General features: G+C 68.7%; 16 protein-coding genes. 2 read left to right on the top strand and 14 right to left on the bottom strand.

The features are described 5' to 3' along the window. Positions 1-31: 31 nt before the first annotated feature. On the bottom strand, positions 32-622 hold the full coding sequence (locus ACEVFP_RS03760) for a class I SAM-dependent methyltransferase (protein WP_375002070.1): 591 nt from the start codon (positions 620-622) through the stop codon (positions 32-34). Between the two features lie 154 nt (positions 623-776). Between ACEVFP_RS03760 and rarD the strand changes: the two genes are divergently transcribed. Further along, a complete protein-coding gene (gene rarD / locus ACEVFP_RS03755; protein ID WP_375003757.1) occupies positions 777-1,706 on the top strand; it encodes an EamA family transporter RarD in 930 nt (309 codons plus the stop codon). Between the two features lie 42 nt (positions 1,707-1,748). Here rarD and ACEVFP_RS03750 read toward each other — a convergent pair whose 3' ends face one another. Then, entirely contained in the window at positions 1,749-3,470 is a 1,722-nt protein-coding gene (locus tag ACEVFP_RS03750) for a sodium:solute symporter family protein (RefSeq protein ID WP_375002068.1), read from the bottom strand. After that, the gene (locus ACEVFP_RS03745) at positions 3,470-3,745 is read right to left on the bottom strand and encodes a DUF4212 domain-containing protein (RefSeq protein ID WP_375002067.1); all 276 of its coding nucleotides are present in this window, start codon (positions 3,743-3,745) and stop codon (positions 3,470-3,472) included. Before ACEVFP_RS03745 ends, ACEVFP_RS03750 begins: the two co-directional genes overlap by 1 nt. Positions 3,746-3,922: 177 nt before the next feature. Between ACEVFP_RS03745 and ACEVFP_RS03740 the strand changes: the two genes are divergently transcribed. Next, entirely contained in the window at positions 3,923-4,315 is a 393-nt protein-coding gene (locus tag ACEVFP_RS03740; protein WP_375002066.1) for a hypothetical protein, read from the top strand. A gap of 148 nt (positions 4,316-4,463) precedes the next feature. On the opposite strand, the gene ACEVFP_RS03735 is transcribed toward ACEVFP_RS03740, so the two are convergent. The 11 genes from ACEVFP_RS03735 to nuoE all read right to left on the bottom strand — a co-directional run bounded on the left by ACEVFP_RS03735 (position 4,464) and on the right by nuoE (position 18,538). Continuing rightward, positions 4,464-5,450, bottom strand: coding sequence for a polyprenyl synthetase family protein (locus ACEVFP_RS03735; RefSeq protein ID WP_375002065.1), 987 nt, complete (start codon positions 5,448-5,450; stop codon positions 4,464-4,466). Positions 5,451-5,467: 17 nt separating this feature from the next. Next, positions 5,468-7,105: an NADH-quinone oxidoreductase subunit NuoN gene (nuoN, locus tag ACEVFP_RS03730; protein WP_375002064.1), complete on the bottom strand. Its 1,638-nt coding sequence runs from the start codon at positions 7,103-7,105 to the stop codon at positions 5,468-5,470. Then, the gene (locus tag ACEVFP_RS03725; protein WP_375002063.1) at positions 7,105-8,667 is read right to left on the bottom strand and encodes an NADH-quinone oxidoreductase subunit M; all 1,563 of its coding nucleotides are present in this window, start codon (positions 8,665-8,667) and stop codon (positions 7,105-7,107) included. The genes nuoN and ACEVFP_RS03725 overlap by 1 nt, the downstream gene beginning before the upstream one ends. Continuing rightward, positions 8,664-10,556, bottom strand: a complete 1,893-nt coding sequence (gene nuoL, locus ACEVFP_RS03720) for an NADH-quinone oxidoreductase subunit L (protein ID WP_375002062.1) — start codon at positions 10,554-10,556, stop codon at positions 8,664-8,666. The genes ACEVFP_RS03725 and nuoL overlap by 4 nt, the downstream gene beginning before the upstream one ends. 10 nt (positions 10,557-10,566) lie before the next feature. Beyond that, positions 10,567-10,860 (bottom strand): NADH-quinone oxidoreductase subunit NuoK, encoded by a 294-nt coding sequence (gene nuoK / locus ACEVFP_RS03715; protein ID WP_375002061.1) that lies wholly within the window; start codon positions 10,858-10,860, stop codon positions 10,567-10,569. Then, positions 10,857-11,696, bottom strand: a complete 840-nt coding sequence (locus tag ACEVFP_RS03710) for an NADH-quinone oxidoreductase subunit J (RefSeq protein WP_375002060.1) — start codon at positions 11,694-11,696, stop codon at positions 10,857-10,859. Before ACEVFP_RS03710 ends, nuoK begins: the two co-directional genes overlap by 4 nt. A 70-nt stretch (positions 11,697-11,766) precedes the next feature. Beyond that, a complete protein-coding gene (gene nuoI, locus ACEVFP_RS03705; protein ID WP_375002059.1) occupies positions 11,767-12,366 on the bottom strand; it encodes an NADH-quinone oxidoreductase subunit NuoI in 600 nt (199 codons plus the stop codon). Beyond that, on the bottom strand, positions 12,363-13,637 hold the full coding sequence (gene nuoH / locus ACEVFP_RS03700; RefSeq protein ID WP_375002058.1) for an NADH-quinone oxidoreductase subunit NuoH: 1,275 nt from the start codon (positions 13,635-13,637) through the stop codon (positions 12,363-12,365). The genes nuoI and nuoH overlap by 4 nt, the downstream gene beginning before the upstream one ends. 186 nt (positions 13,638-13,823) lie before the next feature. Next, on the bottom strand, positions 13,824-16,310 hold the full coding sequence (locus tag ACEVFP_RS03695; RefSeq protein ID WP_375002057.1) for an NADH-quinone oxidoreductase subunit G: 2,487 nt from the start codon (positions 16,308-16,310) through the stop codon (positions 13,824-13,826). Between the two features lie 79 nt (positions 16,311-16,389). Continuing rightward, complete coding sequence (gene nuoF / locus ACEVFP_RS03690) at positions 16,390-17,730, bottom strand: NADH-quinone oxidoreductase subunit NuoF (protein ID WP_375002056.1); 1,341 nt, start codon at positions 17,728-17,730, stop codon at positions 16,390-16,392. Further along, positions 17,723-18,538, bottom strand: coding sequence for an NADH-quinone oxidoreductase subunit NuoE (nuoE, locus tag ACEVFP_RS03685; protein WP_375002055.1), 816 nt, complete (start codon positions 18,536-18,538; stop codon positions 17,723-17,725). The genes nuoF and nuoE overlap by 8 nt, the downstream gene beginning before the upstream one ends. Between the last annotated feature and the right edge of the window lie 43 nt (positions 18,539-18,581).

The following is an 18,581-nucleotide window of genomic DNA, read 5'->3' as shown; positions in this document are numbered from 1 at the left end:
AGAGGCACATGACCGGGGCATGCGGAGGCTCTCATCCGGACTCCTTCGGGCGCCGGAAGGTCATCACCACGAAGTCCGAGTCGTCCTGCCAGGGTCGCAGGTCCCACGTGGAGAACCGCTGCTCCGCCACCAGGGAAGCACCTCTGGCGCTCGCCTCGACGTCTACCACCTGCACGTGCCTGTCGGTCCGGAACCCCAGCACCAGGACCCCGTCCGGCGCCAGGTGCTCGGCCAGGCGCCGCACCACGTCGTCCTCACTGCCAGGGGCGAGGAAGACCATGACGTTGCCCGCCGAGACCACCGCGTCGAACTCGCGGCCCAACGCCAGGGTCGCGAGGTCCGCCTCGATCCACGCCGGTCCCACATGATCGGCGGCCGCCACCTGGAGCAGGACCGGATCGACGTCGACGCCCACGGCATCGTGCCCGCGGGCGTGCAGCTCTGCCGCCAGCCGACCAGTGCCGCAGCCGGCATCGAGCACGGCCGAGCCCGGTGGCACGAGAGCGTCGACGAAGCGCGCCTCACCGGCGAGGTCGGCCCCCTCGGCTGCCAGGGCCCGGAAGCGCTCGGCGTAGCTCTCGGAGTGATCGGCAGCGGTCTCGGTGAACCAGCGAGGTCTCATGTCTCGATCATCGCCCATGGTACGAGCCGACGAGACCGTCACTCCTGCCACCCGGTCGATCGTCGTCCCTGCGGACCCTCGACCCCGGGTGTGAACGTTGAACCCCGCAACGAGCGGCCGGGGGCGGTCGGCGTAGCATCCGCTCGTGAGCAGCATGACCCGTCGCGACGCCGCGACGACCACCGGTGGCGGCCTGGCCTTCGGCGCGGGCGCCTACCTGTGCTGGGGATTCTTCCCGCTCTACTGGCCCCTGCTGGACCCGGCCGGTTCCCTCGAGGTGCTGGCGCACCGCATCGTGTGGTCGCTCGTCTTCGTGCTCGTGTGCATCGCCGCGACGCGACGCTGGAGACGGTTCGCCGCCATCGCCCGGAACCGCCGCGTCATGTTCTTCCTGGCCCTGGCCTCGGTGGCGATCGCACTCAACTGGGGCGGCTTCATCTACGGCGTCAACAGTGGGCACGTCGTCGAGGTGTCGCTGGGGTACTTCATCAACCCCCTCGTCACGGTGCTGCTCGGTGTCCTCGTGCTCAAGGAGACGCTGCGCCCCGCCCAGTGGGTGGCGGTGTCGATCGGCGCGGTCGCCGTCGTGATCCTGACGGTGGACTACGGCCGCCCACCGTGGATCGCACTGCTCCTGGCCGGGTCCTTCGCCTCCTACGGGTTCCTGAAGAAGCGTGCCTCCCTCGGCGCGTTCGAGGGCCTCGGCATGGAGACGCTGATCCTCACCCCCGTCGCCCTTGGATTCCTGCTGGCGCTGCAGCTGCGTGGCGAGCTCACCTTCGGCCACGCGGGACTTTCCAACGCGCTCCTGCTCGCCCTGACCGGCGTGGTCACGGCCATCCCGTTGCTCATGTTCGGCGCGGCCGCCACGCGGTTGTCGCTGAGCACCATCGGCCTGCTGCAGTACCTGGCACCAGTCCTTCAGTTCATCCTCGGCCTGCTGGTCTTCGGTGAACAGATGAGCGGGGCACGATGGGCCGGTTTCGTCCTGGTGTGGTCCGGCCTCGCGATCTTCACCATCGACGCCATCGGCAACAGACGACGCATCCTTCGGCAGGCTGCCGAGAACGCCGAGGCCTGCTGACGAACGAGCGGCCCGGAGTCGCCTCCGGGCCGCTCGTCCACATCACTCAGCCGGCTCGTCGTCCCACTCGCCCTCCAGGTGCTCCTCCACCAGGGTGGTGCGACCGGGGTAGCGGATCTCCTCCACGAGCGCCTGCATCTTCTCCGACGGCTTGGGGGTGAACTGCGAGACGATGATCGTCACCGCGAAGTTCACCAGCATGCCCACCGTACCGATGCCCGTCGCCGGGATCCCGGCGATGCCGTCGCTGCCGAAGTAGATCTCCAGCGTCCAGATCATGTAGGCCAGCGTGAACACCAGGCCCGAGATCATTCCGGCAGCAGCACCCATGGCCGTCGCCTTCTTCCAGAAGATGCCGAGCACCAGTATCGGGAAGAAGCTCGCGGCGGCCAGACCGAAGGCCAACGCCACCACCTCGCCCACGAACCCGGGCGGGTTGATGCCCAGGTAGCCGGCGACCAGGATCGCGCAGGCCATCGTGATGCGTCCCACGGTCAGCTGCTGCTTCTCCGTCGCCCCGGGGTTGACCCGCTTGTAGTACACGTCGTTCGCGACGGAGGAGCTGATGACCAGCAGCAGCCCGGACGCGGTCGACAGCGCGGCGGCCAGCGCACCCGCGGCCACCAGGCCGACGATCGGAGCGGGCAGGCCACCGATCTCCGGGCTGGCGAGCACCAGGATGTCGTTGTTGATGACCACCTCGTTCACGGCATCGCCGGTGTAGTTGAACATGCCGTCGCCGTTCAGGTCCTCCAGCGGAGCACCGTCCGGCCCGGTGATGAGGTCGACGTCGGCCCAGGTGTCGAACCACGAGGGCAGCGACCCGGCCTGGGTGTTGTTCATCGTGTCGAGGATGTCCAGCTTGGTGAAGGAGGCGACGGCGGGGGCCGTGAGGTACAGCAGGCCGATGAACACGATCGCCCACACGGCCGAGTAGCGCGCCGACCGCACGCTCTTGGCCGTGTAGAAGCGCACGATGACGTGCGGCAGCCCCGCCGTGCCGAACATCAGGGCTGCGGTGATGAGCAGCATGTTCTGCATGCCGTACGCCGGGTCCGTGAACGCCTCGGTGAAGGCCTCGAAGCCGAGGTCCCGCTGAAGACCGTCGAGATCGGCCAGGATCTCACCGAACCCGATCTGCGGGAGCGGCATCCCGGTCACCCGCGTCGAGACGGCGACCGCCGGGACGAGGTAGGCGACGATCAGCACGGTGTACTGAGCGGCCTGCGTCCACGTGATGCCCTTCATGCCACCGAGCACGGCGTAGAAGAAGACGATGGCCATGCCGATGAGCACGCCCACCGTCGTGTTCACGCCCAGGAACCGGGTGAAGACCAGCCCGACACCGCCCATCTGGCCGGCGACGTAGACGAAGGAGATCACGACGACCGAAAGCACGGCCACCAGCCGGGCCGACTCCGAGTACCGGTCCCCCACGAACTCCGGAAGCGTGTACTTGCCGAACTTGCGCAGGTACGGAGCCAGCAGCAGAGCCAGCAGGACGTAGCCGCCGGTCCAGCCCATGAGGAAGACGCTGCCGGCGTAGCCGTTGTAGGCGATGGCGATGATGCCCGCCATGGAGATGAACGACGCTGCGCTCATCCAGTCGGCTGCGATCGCCGCTCCGTTGACCGGTGCCGGGATGCCGCCGCCGGCGACCCAGAAGTCCGCCGTCGAGGAGACTCGGCTGGCGTACGCGATGTAGATGTACAGGCTGAAGCTCAGCCCGACGAAGACGAGGGTCCAGACCTGGATCTCAGACATCAGTGGGCCACCCCTTCGTCGTGGGCGTCGACGCCGTACTTCTTGTCGAGCGCGTCCATGCGCACGGCGTAGATGATGATCAGGGCGATGAAGACGATGATCGATCCCTGCTGGGCGAACCAGAAGCCCAGCGGGAAGCCGAGGATGGAGAACTCGTTCAGCGGTTCGACGAAGATGATCCCGGCGCCGAAGGACACGGCGGCCCAGATCGTCAGCAGGATGGTCATCAGCTTGAGGTTGGAGCGCCAGTAGGCCTTGCGGTCCTCGGCTTTCATACGGTCTCCTCAGGGCGGGGACAGGGGTGGTGAGCCATGACACAAGCGGGCCACGCGCCGGTGCGTCAAGGCGATGACGTGACCCGGCACACATGTTGCGGCGAACGGGCCGCCTGCTGCGACGAACGGTCGCCGACGGGCGCCCGATCGGGCGCGACCTTGGGTACAGTTCCCGGCATGGTTTCGCCGACGTCTCCCGCCCGGCAGCGACGGACCGCGCCCGGTCGGGCGATGGTGCTCGTCGCCGTGCTCCTGGTGCTGATCGGCTCCTTCATGCCATGGATCCACACCGGACTGGGCAACGTCTCCGGTGCCCGCGGACCCGGCCTGTGGACGGCCTACGCAGCCTTCCTCGGCCTCGCCGGCACGCTCATGCCGTGGCGACGTGTCGGGGCCGCCCACGTGACGGTGTTCGCGGCGGTCGCGCTCGTGCTGCCGGCATGGCAGCTCGTGCACGTCTTCAGGCTCGTGGGCCTCGGCGGGTGGATGCCGGGGACGGGCCTGGTGCTCGTGGCCACTGGCGGCGTGCTCGCCTCGGTCGCCGCCCTGCGGGCGTGGCGCCAGGAGTGACCGGGCCAGCGCCCTCCTGAACCCTGTCGCTCACCGCACCCGGACCTGCGTCGACCTCACGGGGCTTCGTGTCAGCGGCGCAGAGCGTGCCGGCGCCTCCCGGTAGAAGGCGCAGCGAGGTACCTGGGGGACTCGGAGGAGACCTGCATCAGGTGATGCGGGTGGTGAGGGTGTCGCAGATGGCCTCGAGGGCGGAGCGGACCGATCCGACGGGCAGACCGCTGAGCCGCTCGCGGGCCGCGTCCGTCTCGGCACGGACATAGGCCCGGGCCTGACTCATGGCCGCGTGCGAACGCAGCGTCGTCAGGGTCTGCTCGACCACGGCGTCGTCGCTGATCGGCCCCGAGAGTCGCGCCAGCAGCTCCGCGTCGGCCGGGTCGCTCGAGCGCTGCGCGAACAGCGTCGGGAGTGTCGGCACACCCTCACGCAGATCAGTGCCGGGGGTCTTGCCGGACTCCCCCGACTCACTGGCGATGTCGATGATGTCGTCGCTCAGCTGGAACGCCACCCCGATCCGCTCACCGAAGTCGGTGACGATCTGCTCGTGCTCGCTGGAGGCACCCGCCATCATGGCTCCGAAGCGCGCAGACGTCGCGATGAGCGAGCCCGTCTTGTCGGCCACGACGTCCAGGTAGTGCTCGAGAGGGTCCTCGCCGTCCCGGGGTCCGATGGTCTCGCGGATCTGGCCCCGCACGAGCCGCGAGAAGGTGCGGGCCTGGATGCTGACCGCTTCTGGTCCGAGGGTCGCCACCCGGTCGGAGGCCTGCGCGAACAGGAAGTCGCCCACGAGGATGGCCAGCGAGTTGGTCCAGCGTGCGTTGGCGCTCGGCGCCCCGCGGCGCAACGGTGCCTCGTCCATCACGTCGTCGTGGTACAACGTGGCCAGGTGGGTCAGCTCGACCACGACGGCCGACGTCGTCACCTCCTGACGTTCGGGATCGCCGAGCTCGGCGGCCAGCGCCACGAGCATCGGCCTGAAGCGCTTGCCGCCGGCGTGGAACAGGTGGCCGGCAGCCTCGTCGAGGAAGCCGTCGGAGCTGCGCACCGCCGCCTCCAGCGCCGCCTCGGTCCGCTGGACGCTCGCCTCGACGCGCGCGGTGAGGGCCGCGTCATCGAACTCAACACCCAGAACCACGCGTGCTCCCGTCAGGCTCAGCGGACGAACGTGCCCGCGTGCTGAGCCAGGTCCAGCACGGGCCCGGGGAGGATGCCCAGGATCACCGTGGCCGCAGCCGCTGCGGCGATCACTACGGTAGTCACCACGCTCGGGACGCCGACCGTCGGCCCGTCACCCATCGGTTCGGTGAAGAACATCAGGACGATGACACGGACGTAGAAGTAGGCAGCGATCGCGCTGACCAGCACGCCGAGGACGGCGAGCGTCCAGTACCCGCCGGACCATGCGGCGCTGAACACGCCCCACTTGCCGATGAACCCGGCAGTCAACGGGATCCCGGCGAAGGACAGCATGAACACCGCGAAGGAGCCCGCGAGAAATGGGGACTCCCGGCCCAGCCCGGCCCAGCGCGACAGGTGTGTCGCCTCGCCGCCGGCATCACGCACCAGCATCACGACGGCGAAGGCACCGATCGAGGCCAGACCGTAGACCAGCAGGTAGAACAGCAGCGCCGAGACCGAGGTGATGCGGCCCTCGTCGCCGACGTAGGCACCGGCCAGGCCCACCAGCAGGAACCCGGCATGGGCCACCGAGGAGTAGGCGAGCATGCGCTTGACGTCAGTCTGCGAGATCGCGACGAGCGATCCCACCACCATCGTGATGGCCGCGAGCACCCACACCGTGGGCCGCCAGTCCCACGACGCGTCGCCGTAGGCCACGAAGAAGACCCGCAGGAAGGCGATGAACGCCGCCGCCTTGGTCGCCGCGGCCATGAACGCCGTCACCGGGGTGGGTGCGCCCTGGTAGACGTCGGGCGTCCAGGTGTGGAACGGCACCGCGCCGACCTTGAACAGCATGCCGACGGCGATGAGCGCGATCGAGGCGAGCAGCAGGTTCTCGCTGCCGGTGCGTGCCGAGACCGCCGTATCGATGTCGGCGAGCGAGAAGCCCCCGGCGTAGCCGTAGGCCAGCGCGACGCCGTAGAGGAAGAAGACCGAGGCGAAAGCGCCCAGGAGGAAGTACTTGAGCGAGGCCTCCTGGCTGATCAGCCGGCGTCGACGCGACAGTCCGCACAGCACGTACAACGGCAGGCTCAGGACCTCCAGCGCGATGAACATGGTCAACAGGTCGTTGGACGTCGCGAACAGCAGCATGCCGCTCAGTGAGAACAACGCGAGCGGGAAGACCTCGGTGTGCTCCAGCCTGACCGCGACGGCCTGGGCCTCGTCGGAGGAGCCCGGCGCGTCCGCCGCACGTCCGGTGAAGGAGCTGACTCCGCTCTCCAGCCGGCGTTCGGCGAACAGGCCGACGCTCAGCAGACCGAACAGCAGCAGCATGCCCCACGTGATGACGGCCGGCCCGTCGATCGCCAGCGAACCTTCCACGGCCAGCTGGCCACGGCCCTGGACCGCGCCGTCGACACGGTCCAGCGACAGGTAGACGCGCACCGTCTCGGCAAGCGCGGCCAGGATGCCCGCCACCGCGAGCAACGCCTGCAGCGTGAAGCGCCCTCGGCGAGGCGCGAAGGCCTCCACGAGCACACCGACGACGGCCACACCGCCCAGGATGAGCAGAGGGGTGAGCAGGGACCACTCCACGGTGGGGGCGGGGATCTGCCCCGCCTCAGCGGCAACCAGCACCGCCTCGGCGGCGGACAGCTGAGACGCGAGCATCACTCGCCCCCTTCCTCGGAGTCACTCTGGTCGGTATCGGCGCTCGGTGTCAGGTCCACGGCCGTTCGCGGAGGCGGATCACCCACACCGACCGTGGTGACCACCTCCTCGACCGCCGGGTTGATGACGTTCAGCAGCGGCTGCGGGTAGAAGCCGAGTGCCACGATCAGCACGACGGCCGGGCCGAGCGCCACGACCTCGCGTGGCGCCAGGTCCGTAACTCCCTCGGTGCCCGGAGCCAACGGACCGGTCATGGTGCGCTGGTACATGATGAGGATGTACAGCGCCGCCAGCACGATGCCGAGCGTCGCGAACACCGCGGCCGGCACGGACCGTGTGAAGGTTCCGGCCAGCACCATGAACTCGCTGATGAACGGTGCCAGACCCGGCAGCGACAGGCTCGACAGGCCGGCGACCAGCAGGATGCCCGACATGACCGGGGCGATCTTCTGCACGCCGCCGAAGTCCGCGATGCTGGCCGAGCCGCGCCTGGCGATCATCATGCCGGTCACCAGGAACAGCGCCGCGGTGGAGAGCCCGTGGTTGAACATGTAGAGCGTCGCACCGGCCGTCGCCGTGTGGGTGAACACGAAGATGCCGAGGATGATGAAGCCGAAGTGCGAGACCGACGTGTAGGCGATGAGCCGGCGGATGTCGTCCTGGCCGATCGCGAGCAGCGCGCCGTACAGGATGCTGATGACGGCGAGCGTGATGACGACGGGGCTGGCCCACTCCGAGGCACCCGGGAAGATCTCCAGGCACCAGCGGAGCATGCCGAACGTGCCGACCTTGTCGACGATGCTGACCATCAGCACCGACGTCGCAGGGGTCGCGGTGCCTGCGGCATCGGGCAGCCAGGTGTGCAGCGGCCACAGCGGCGCCTTGATGGCGAAGGCCGCCATGAAGCCCAGGAAGAGCAGCCGCTCGGTGGTCTCGCTCATCTGAAGGCCCGACAGGTCGCTCAGCAGGTAGCTGGGCTCGCCCGCGCCGGCCGAGACGACGTACAGGCCGACGATCGCGGCGAGCATGAGCAGTCCGCCGACGAGGTTGTAGATGAGGAACTTGACCGCGGCGTACGAGCGGTGCTCGCCGCCGTAGGACCCGATGAGGAAGTAGATCGGGATGAGCGTCGCCTCGAACAGGACGTAGAACAGGAACGCGTCGGTGGAGGCGAACACCCCGATCGCCAGCCCCTGGAGCACCAACATCCACGCGAGGTAGGAGTTGACGCTGCGCGAGGTGGGGATGCGATCGCTCCAGGCCGAGAGCAGCACGATCGGCACCAGCACCGTCGTGAGCAGGATCAGCGTGAGCCCGATGCCGTTCACACCGAGGGCGTAGTGGGCGCCCAGCGGGCCGATCCAGTCGTGCTGCTCGACGAACTGGTAGCCCCCGGCCGACACGTCGTAGCGCGACATCATGAGCAACGAGAGCGCCAGCGTCAGCAGGCTGAAGCCGAGGGCGACGGACTTCACCACCGGCACGCTCCCGGCCGAGCGCGGCAGGACCGTGAGGACGAGCGCACCCACGAGCGGGGTGGCAGCCAGAAGAGTCAGCATCATGCGAGCGTCACCGCCAGGAGTGCCAGCACCACGATGACCGCGCCACCGAAGATGCCGAGCGCATAGCTGCGCACGTAGCCGGTCTGTGGCTTGCGCAGGAACTGCGAAGTGTCACCGAGTCGGTCGGCGAGGCCGGTCACGAACCCGTCGATGCCCTTGGCGTCCAGCCACACGAGGAACCGGGTGAGATGGCGGGTGGGCCGCACGACGAGAGTGTCGTTGACCTGGTTGCCGTACAGCTCGTGACGACCGGCCCGGGTGAGGACCGAGACCGAGCTGTCGGCCGGGGTCTCCCCCGCGATAGGGCGACGGCCGTACACGAGCCACGCCAGCGCGACGCCGGCAGCGACCACGAGGGTGATGATGGTCGTCATCACCCAGACCGGCATGTCCACCGGGCCCATCTGGGCGCCGTGGTGCTCGGTCGCGCCGATCGACGGCTCGAGCCACTCCTCGATCCAGGTGCCAAGGATCAGCACGCCACCGAGCAGCGAGGCCGCGGCCAGCACGATGAGCGGGACGGTCATCACCTTGGGGGACTCGTGCGGCTCCACGTCGTCGAGCCAGCGCTTGGGCGAGGTGAAGGTCATGATCATCAGGCGAGTCATGTAGAACGCCGTGACACCGGCACCCAGCAGCGTGCCCAGGCCCACCCAGAAGGAGTGAGCGAAGGCCGCCTCGATGATCTTGTCCTTGCTCCAGAAACCGGAGAAGCCCGGGAACCCGATGATCGCGAGATAGCCCATCGCAAAGGTCAGGAACGTCACGGGCATGGCCTTGGTCAAGGCTCCGTAGTGCCGCATGTCGACGTCGTCGTCCATGCCGTGCATCACCGAACCGGCGCCGAGGAACATGTTGGCCTTGAAGAAGCCGTGCGTGATGAGGTGGAAGATCGCGAACGCGTAGCCCGCAGGACCCAGACCGGCCGCCAGCATCATGTAGCCGATCTGGCTCATCGTGGAGCCGGCGAGGGCCTTCTTGATGTCGTCCTTGGTGCACCCGATCCAGGCACCGACGAGCAACGTCACCAGCCCGACCACGATGACCGCCGTCCGGGCGGTCTCCGAGGCGTCGAAGATCGCGTTGCTGCGCACGACGAGGTAGACGCCCGCGGTCACCATGGTGGCGGCGTGGATGAGCGCCGAGACCGGCGTCGGGCCCTCCATGGCGTCCAGCAACCAGCTCTGCAGCGGCACCTGCGCAGACTTGCCGCACGCGCCGAGCAGCAGGAGCAGGCCGATCGCCGTCGCGACCGACGTGGTAGCCGACCCGACGGACCCGTTCACGCCGCCGATCGACGTCGTCCCGAACTGGGCGAACATCAGCATGATCGCCAGAGCCATGCCGATGTCACCGACACGGTTGACGACGAACGCCTTCTTGGCCGCTGCGGCCGCTGACGGCTTGTGCTGCCAGAACCCGATCAACAGGTACGAGGCGAGACCGACACCCTCCCAGCCGAGGAAGAGCACCAGGTAGTCCTCGGCGAGCACGAGCGTGAGCATCGCGGCGATGAAGATGTTGAGGTAGGCGAAGAACCGGCGACGACGGTCGTCGTGCGCCATGTAGCCGATCGAGTAGACGTGGATGAGCGTGCCGACACCGGTGATGAGCAGCACGAACAGCGCCGCCAGCGGGTCGAAGCGGTAGGCCATGTCCACGTCGAACGGGCCGGCCGAGATCCACGTGAACAGCGACTTGACGAACGAACGGTCGTCCTCGGGCCGGCCGAGCAGCTCGACGAAGGCGAGCGCACCCAGCACGAAGGAGAACGTCGACGCGGCGGTGGCGACGAGGTGGCCGAAGCGGTCGGCCCCCTTGCCCCACACGAGCAGGCCGAGACCACTGACCAACGGCACGACGACGAGGAGCCAGACGAGATCGAGCACGACTCTCCCCTCAGAGCTTCAACAGGCTCGCCTCGTCGACCGAGGCCGAACGACGCGTGCGATAGATGGACACGATGATGGCCAGGCCGATGACGACCTCGGCCGCCGCGACGACCATGACGAAGAACGCCGCGATCTGACCGTCGAGGTTGCCGTGCTGACGGGCGAACGTCACGAACGCGAGGTTCGTGGCATTGAGCATCAGCTCGATGCACATGAAGACGATGATGGCGTTGCGTCGCACCAGGACGCCGGTGGCGCCGATCGTGAAGAGGATCAGGGACAGGGTCAGGTACTCGGTCACGAGGACTCCCCCTCCTCATCGGAATCGTCCTCATCGGCTCTCGGCCCGGGCGGCTCGACCTCGGTCGAGGCAGCAGGCCAGGGGTCGGTCTGCTCAGGCGTGAGCTCGTCGGCGATCTCGTCGACGTCGCCCTCGAACCCGTCACGCAGCTGTCCACGCGAGACGATGCTCGGTGAGACCGAATCCTCCACCGGGGTGCCGTCGGGCAGCAGCGCCGGGGTGTCGACGGCGTTGTGCCGCGCGAACACGCCGGGCGTCGGTGGGTTGCCCGGGTGACGACCCAGCTCGGAGTACTCCCGCATGCGGTCCTTGGCGATCTCGCCCTGGCTGCGTCGGATGCCCAGCTCCTCGCGATGCGCCATCACCATGGCGCCCAGCACCGCGGTGATCAGCAGCGCGGCCGTGAACTGAAAGCCCACGACGTAGTCGCCGAACATCAGTGCCGCGAGGCCCTCGACGTTGCCGCCGGCATTGGCCTCCTCCAGCCCCGTGACGGTGCCGGTGACCGTCTGTCCGATCGCCAGGACCGCCGTCGTGCCGAAGAGCAGCGCGACGGCGGTGGCGGCGAGACGCTGTCCCTTGATCGTCTCCTTCAGCGACTCCTCGGTGGAGGTTCCCACCAGCATCAGGACGAAGAGGAACAGCATCATGATGGCGCCGGTGTAGACGATGATCTGCACCGCGAACAGGAACGGAGCGTCCTGTGCGGCGTACAACACCGCGAGGCTGATCATCACCACCGCCAGGCACAGGGCTCCGTGCACGGCCTTGCGCGCGAACAACAGCCCGAGCGCGGCCAGCACCATGAGCGGCGCAAGGGTCCAGAACACGCTCATGCGACCACGTCCTGAAGGTTCGCTCGCTGGGGGTACCACCCGGCACGGGGCTGCTTGGGGGAGCGCTCACTCATGCGGGCGTCCCTGGTTCGGAGCTGGAGGCCGGGTTGACCTCGGCGTCCTCGGCCGGGTCGGCCGGAAGGAGCGGGAGCGTCTTGCCCTTGTAGTAGTCGTGGTGGTCGTCGCTGATCATCTGCGCGTGCGGCGGCTCGACCATGCCCTCCAGCAGCGGACCGAGCAGGTCGGTCTTCTCATAGATGAGGTCCTCGCGGTTGTCGTCGGCCAGCTCGTACTCGTTGGTCATCGTCAGCGCGCGGGTGGGGCACGCCTCGATGCACAGCCCGCACAAGATGCAGCGCAGGTAGTTGATCTGGTAGACGCGGCCGTACCGTTCGCCGGGGCTGAAGCGCCCCTCGCCATCGGGTGAGTCGTCGTTGGTGGCGCCCTCGACGTAGATGGCGTCGGCAGGGCAGGCCCATGCGCACAGCTCGCAGCCGATGCACTTCTCCAGGCCGTCCGGCCAGCGGTTGAGCTGGTGGCGTCCGTGGAAGCGTGGTGCGGTCGGCGACTTCACGAACGGGTACTGCTCGGTGACGGTCTTCTTGAACATCGTCCGGAAGGTCACCCCGAAACCGGCGATCGGGTCCCACAGGCTCTCGCGCGCGCTCATCTTCCACCCTCCTTCTGGTTCCAGGTCTTCTCAGGCATGGGTGGCACGGGATAGCCACCCACGAAGCTGCCGTCGCTCTCCTCCGCCGAACCGTCGGGGTCGGTGCCCCCGCCGCGGAGATGAGGCGGCTCCTCCTGCGGCTCCTTCTTCTCCGGGATGAACAGGCTCAGCAGCAAGACGGCGGCCGCGACACCCGCGGCGATGAACAGCGAGCGCTGGTCGAGCATGTCGTCGTTGCGGAGCTTGCGGATGAAGGCGACCGCCACGATCCAGGCCAACGAGATCGGGATGAGCACCTTCCAGCCGAACGCCATGAACTGGTCGTAGCGCATGCGGGGCAGGGTGCCGCGCAACCAGATGAACAGGAAGATGAAGCCCAGCGTCTTGCCGAGGAACCACACCACGGGCAGGAAGCCGTCGTTGGCGCCCTCCCAGATGGTGCCGAGGCCGAACGGCGCCCGCCAACCGCCGAGGAACAGCGTGGTGGCCAGGGCCGAGACGGTGACCATGTTGATGTACTCGGCGAGGAAGAACAGCGCGAACTTCAGCGAGCTGTACTCGGTGTGGAACCCTCCGACCAGCTCACCCTCGGCCTCGGGGAGGTCGAACGGTGCACGGTTGGTCTCGCCGACCATCGCGATCAGGTAGACGATGAAGGACGGCAGCAACGGCACGAAGAACCACAGGTCCTCCTGCGCGGCCACGATCTCCGACGTCGACATCGAGCCGGCGTAGATGAAGACCGTCACGAAGCTCAGGCCCATCGCCACCTCGTAGGAGATGACCTGGGCGCTGGAGCGCAGACCGCCCAGCAGCGCATAGGTGGATCCCGAGGCCCAGCCTGCCAGCACGATGCCGTACACGCCGACCGACGTGACCGCCAGGATGTACAGCACCGCCACCGGGAGGTCGGTCAGCTGCAGGGGGGTGACGGTGTCGGTGAACGGGATCTTCACCTCGGGGCCGAGCGGGATGACCGCCCAGGCGAGGAAGGCCGGGATGGTGGCCAGGATCGGAGCGAGGACGTAGACGAGCTTGTCCGCCGCCTTGACGACGACGTCCTCCTTGAGCGCGAGCTTCACACCGTCGGCGAGGCTCTGCAGGAGGCCGAACGGCCCGTGGACGTTCGGTCCGACTCGGTGCTGCATCTTGGCCACGACACGGCGCTCGAACCAGATGTTGAACAGCGTGAAGACCACGAGGATCACGAAGATCAAGGCGGCCTTGAGTGCGACCACCCAGAAGGGTTCGTTGCCGAACAGCTCACTCATGGGTGATCACCACCGAAGCGAATCGACGTGGTCTCGATACACCGCTCGCAGAGCTCGCGTCGCACTCGACCACCGAGGAGCCGGTTAGCCGAGCTGCAATGGTTGGCCATGTCTCGGTGGTTGAGTAGCCACGACGAGGGAGGAACGACCGATGTCGTGGCGTATCGAAACCACGTACCGCCACACTCATGAGACCTCCTGCGCCGACAGGGTCACGGTGTCGCCGTGGCCGGCGCGCAACGCGTCCCGCAGGTTGACGCCGTTGTTGCCGGGCACCCACACGACACCGTCGGGCAGGTCGTCGACCTGCGCCGGGAACGACGCCGAGCCGGCTGAGGTGGAGACGGTGGCTGGGGCCCCGGGCTCGATGCCAGCGGCGGCGAGGGTGGCTGCCGAGGCCCGCAGCACGGCCGGTCGTGCCGTGGCGCGGTAGGTGTCCTGACCGTCCTGGCCGCGGGCGTCGTCGATCATCTGGCGCCAGGTGGACAGCAGGACCTTGCCCCGGCCCTTGGCCACCGGCGTCTCGGGAGCCGCTTGGTCGGGCGCGGCGAGCCGCTCGCCGTCCCACGGCCCGATCTCGCTGATGAGTCGACGGGCGTCGGAGATGGTGCGCATGCCGGTCTCGACGCCCAGCTCCTCGGCGATGCCGGCGAGCACGCGCAGGTCGGTGAGGGCGCCGGGCACCTGCAGGACGGCCTCGAACGGTCGACGGCGCCCCTCCCAGGTGAGGTACGTGCCCGGCTTCTCGACCGCTGGCGCGACGGGCAGCACGACGTCGGCGGCACGGGTGGCGTCGCTCTCGCGGACCTCCAGGCTCACCACGAAGTCGGCTGCGGCCAGGGCCTCGCGGGCAGCCGCCGGGTCGGGCAGGTCGTCGACCTCGACGCCCCCGACCACGAGGGCGCGGAGCTTGCGCTCGACGGTGGCCTTGATGATGCCGGCCGTGTCGCGTCCGACGCGGCCGGGGACGGAGCCGACGCCCCATGCGGCGGCGAGGTCGGCGCGGGCCTCGGCGTCGGAGACGGGCCGTCCACCGGGCAGCAGGTTGGGCAGGCAGCCCGCCTCCACCGCTGCACGATCACCGGCACGACGCGGCACCCAGGCCAGACGCGCGCCGAGCGACTCGGCGGCCCGGAGCACGGCGCTGGGGCCGCCGGCGAGAGCGGTCAGCCGCTCGCCGGCCAGGATGATCACCGGACCGCTGGGCTTCAGGTCCGTCGCCCAGGACTCGAGGGCTGCCGGTTCTCCTCCGGGGGTGGTGGCGACGAGCTCGCCGCCGACCTTCTCCAGCCCGCGGGAGGCATGCGTGCCGACGGAGACGACGCGGGTGTTGCCGACCAGGAACCCCTTGCGCAGCCTCAGGAAGATCGTCCCGGCCTCGTCCTCGGGCTCCAGACCCACCAGGACCACGGTGGTGCCCTCGGCCTCCAGGTCGCTGTACTGCACCGACGGCCGGCTCGAGGCCACCGTGGAGGCCAGGAAGGTCGCCTCCTCCTTGGAGTGGGCACGGGCCCGGAAGTCGATGTCGTTGGTGCGCAGCGCCACCCGGGCGAAGGTGCTGTAGGCGAAGGCGTCCTCCACCGTCAGCCGGCCGCCCGGCAACACACCGACCTTGCCGTCGGCGGCGGCGAGTCCTCGGGCCGCGACGGCCAGGGCCGCCGGCCACGAGGCGGGCTGGAGCTCGCCGTCCTCGTCGCGCACCAGCGGCGTGCGCAGGCGGTCCGGTTGTGTGGTCCACGTGAACGCGAACCGGTCCTTGTCGGTGACCCACTCCTCGTTGACCTCGGGGTCGTCCCCGGCGAGGCGACGCATCACCTTGCCGCGGCGGTGGTCGACCCGGATGGCCGAGCCGCAGGCGTCGTGCTCGGCGACCGACGGCGTGGAGACCAGGTCGAAGGGCCGGGCGCGGAACCGGTAGTCGGCGCTCGTGAGGGCCCCGACCGGGCAGATCTGGATGGTGTTGCCGGAGAAGTAGGAGTGGAACGGCTGCCCGGCGCCATCCAGGACCGGGCCCTCAGGATCCTCGTCGTCGACGTCGCCGCCGGACGAGCCGTCGTCGGTGGACGGCCCGATGCCCACCTGCTGCTGGGCGCCGCGCTCCAGGAGCGCGATGAACGGGTCGCCGGCGATCTGCTCGGAGAACCGGGTGCACCGGGCACACAGGACGCACCGCTCACGGTCCAGGAGCACCTGCTCGGAGATCGCGTACGGCTTGGGGAAGGTCCGCTTGGTCTCGGTGAACCGGCTCTCACCCCGGCCGTGACTCATGGCCTGGTTCTGCAACGGGCACTCGCCGCCCTTGTCGCAGACCGGGCAGTCGAGCGGGTGGTTGAGCAGCAGGAACTCCATCGTGCCGTGCTGCGCCTTGGCCGCCACCGACGAGGTGACCTGCGTCTTGACCACCATGCCCGGGGCGACCTCCAACGTGCAGGAGGCCTGAGGCTTGGGGAACCCGCGTCCGTTGCCGGCGTCGGTGACCTCCACGAGGCACTGGCGGCACGCCCCGACCGGCTCGAGCAGGGGGTGGTCGCAAAAACGTGGGATGTCGACGCCCATGAGCTCGGCGGCACGGATGACCAAGGTGCCCTTGGGCACGCTGACCTCGACGTCGTCGATCGTCAGGGTGACGAGCTCGACCGGAGTCTGGGTGGAGTCAGGATCGGTGACAGTCATGCCAACACCTCCCTCAGGAAGGAACGAGAACAGGGCAGCGCCGCCATGAGGTGCCGACGATGCCCTCGCTGAGGCTCGGTCATGCGGTGACCTCCTGCCGGAAGAGGGTCGACGCGGCGGGCGGGAACAGCTCGCCGGACGGCGTGTGCATCCCGGCCTCGAACTCTTCGCGGAAGTACTCGATGGCCGAGGTGATGGGGCTCGTGGCGCCGTCACCCAGGGCGCAGAAGGAGCGACCCAGGATGTTGTCGCACAGGTCGAGCAGGAGCTCGATGTCGCCCGGCTCTCCTCGACCTCGATCGAGGCGGTCCAGGACCTGCACCAACCACCAGGTCCCTTCGCGACAGGGAGTGCACTTGCCACACGACTCGTGCTTGTAGAACTCCGTCCAGCGCAGCACGCATCGCACGACGGAGGTGGTGTGGTCGAAGACCTGCAGGGCCTTGGTGCCCAGCATCGATCCGGCACCGCCGACGCCCTCGTAGTCGAGTGGGACGTCGAGGTGCTCATCGGTCAGGATCGGTGTGGAGGACCCGCCGGGCGTCCAGAACTTCAGCTCCGAGCTCGTCCCGTCCGGGTTGTCACGCATCCCGCCACCGAGCTCCAGCAGCTCACGCAGGGTGATGCCGAGGGGTGCCTCGTACTGTCCAGGGCGCTTGACGTGCCCGGACAGCGAGTACAGCGTGAAGCCCTTGCTCTTCTCGGTGCCCATGGAGCCGAACCAGTCGATGCCGCCGCGCACGATGGCCGGCACCGACGCGATGGACTCGACGTTGTTGATGACCGTCGGGCACGCGTACAGGCCCTCGACCGCAGGGAATGGCGGACGCAGCCGGGGCTGGCCGCGGCGTCCCTCCAGGGAGTCCAGCAGCGCGGTCTCCTCACCGCAGATGTAGGCACCGGCGCCGGCGTGGATGACGAGGTTCACGCTCTTGCCGCTGCCGAGCACATCCTCACCGAGCAGGCCGGCCTCGTAGGCCTCGCGGCAGGCGGCCCGCAGACGTCGGACGACGTGCAGCACCTCGCCGCGCACGTAGATGAAGGCGTGCTCGGCGCGGATCGCCAGGCAGGAGATGATGACTCCCTCGATGAGGGTGTGCGGGCTGGCCATCATGAGCGGGATGTCCTTGCAGGTGCCCGGCTCGGACTCATCGGCGTTGACGACGAGGTACTTGGGCTTGCGACCCGCCTCGGTCTCGGGGTCCTGGGGGATGAAGCTCCACTTCATGCCGGTGGGGAAGCCGGCGCCGCCACGACCGCGCAGACCGGACTCCTTGACCAGCGTGACGATCTCGTCGGGCTCCATCGACAGTGCGGTGCGCACGGCCTCGTAGCCGCCACGACGCTCGTACGCGCTGAGCTTCCAGGCGTTCTCGTCGGCCCAGTTGCTGCTGAGCACGGGTGTCAGGACATCAGTCATCGGACTCCTCCGATCCTCCAGCGGTGCCATCTTCGGCCCGTGACCCCGAACCCCCGCCGCGCGTGTCGGCAGGCGACTCCTCGGCCTCGGTCTCGGACTCAGCACGCGCCGTGTCCGCTTGGGCAGCCGCCCCCTCGGCGGTCTCCGCGGTGGCCGCCGTGCCTTCTGCCGCCCCCGGCCCGGCACCCCTGCCGTCGTCGAAGGCCGGTGCGGACCAGCCCTTCTCCTCAGCGATCTGAAGGCCCACGAGCGAGGCGCCGGCGGCTGCCGGCCCCTCGTCGACCCGGCCGTCCTCGAACCCGGCGAGCACCCGCTCGGCCTCACGCCAGCTGGTGATCGTGGCGCCGCGGGTGGCCTCGACGCTCTCGCCCGCGCGCAGCGCGTCGACGAGCTCGACGGCCGACTCCGGCGTCTGGTTGTCCATGAACTCCCAGTTGACGGTGAGCACGGGCGCGAAGTCGCACGCCGCGTTGCACTCGATGTGCTCGAGGGTGACCTTGCCGTCCTCGGTGGTCTCGTCGTTGCCGATCTCCAGGTGGTCCTTGAGCCGCTCGAAGATGGCGTCGCCGCCCATGACCGCGCACAGCGTGTTGGTGCACACGCCGACGTGGTGCTCACCCATGCGGCGTCGCTTGTACATCGTGTAGAAGGTGGCCACGCCGGAGACCTCGGCAGCGCTCAGTCCCAGGAGCTCGGCGCACGTCTCGATTCCCTCGGCGGTGACACTGCCCTGCTCGGACTGCACGAGGTGCAGCATCGGCAGCAGGGCCGAGCGAGCCTGCGGGTAGCGCCCCATGAGTTCGCGCATCTCGACGACGGTCGCCTCCGACAGGGCACTCGTTCGCTCAGTG

Origin of the sequence: Aeromicrobium sp. CTD01-1L150 (genome assembly GCF_041951745.1) — a bacterium.
Taxonomy (GTDB): Bacteria; Actinomycetota; Actinomycetes; order Propionibacteriales; family Nocardioidaceae; genus Aeromicrobium.
Note: the sequence above shows the minus strand (reverse complement) of the source record. Positions and strands in the feature narration are given on the sequence as shown.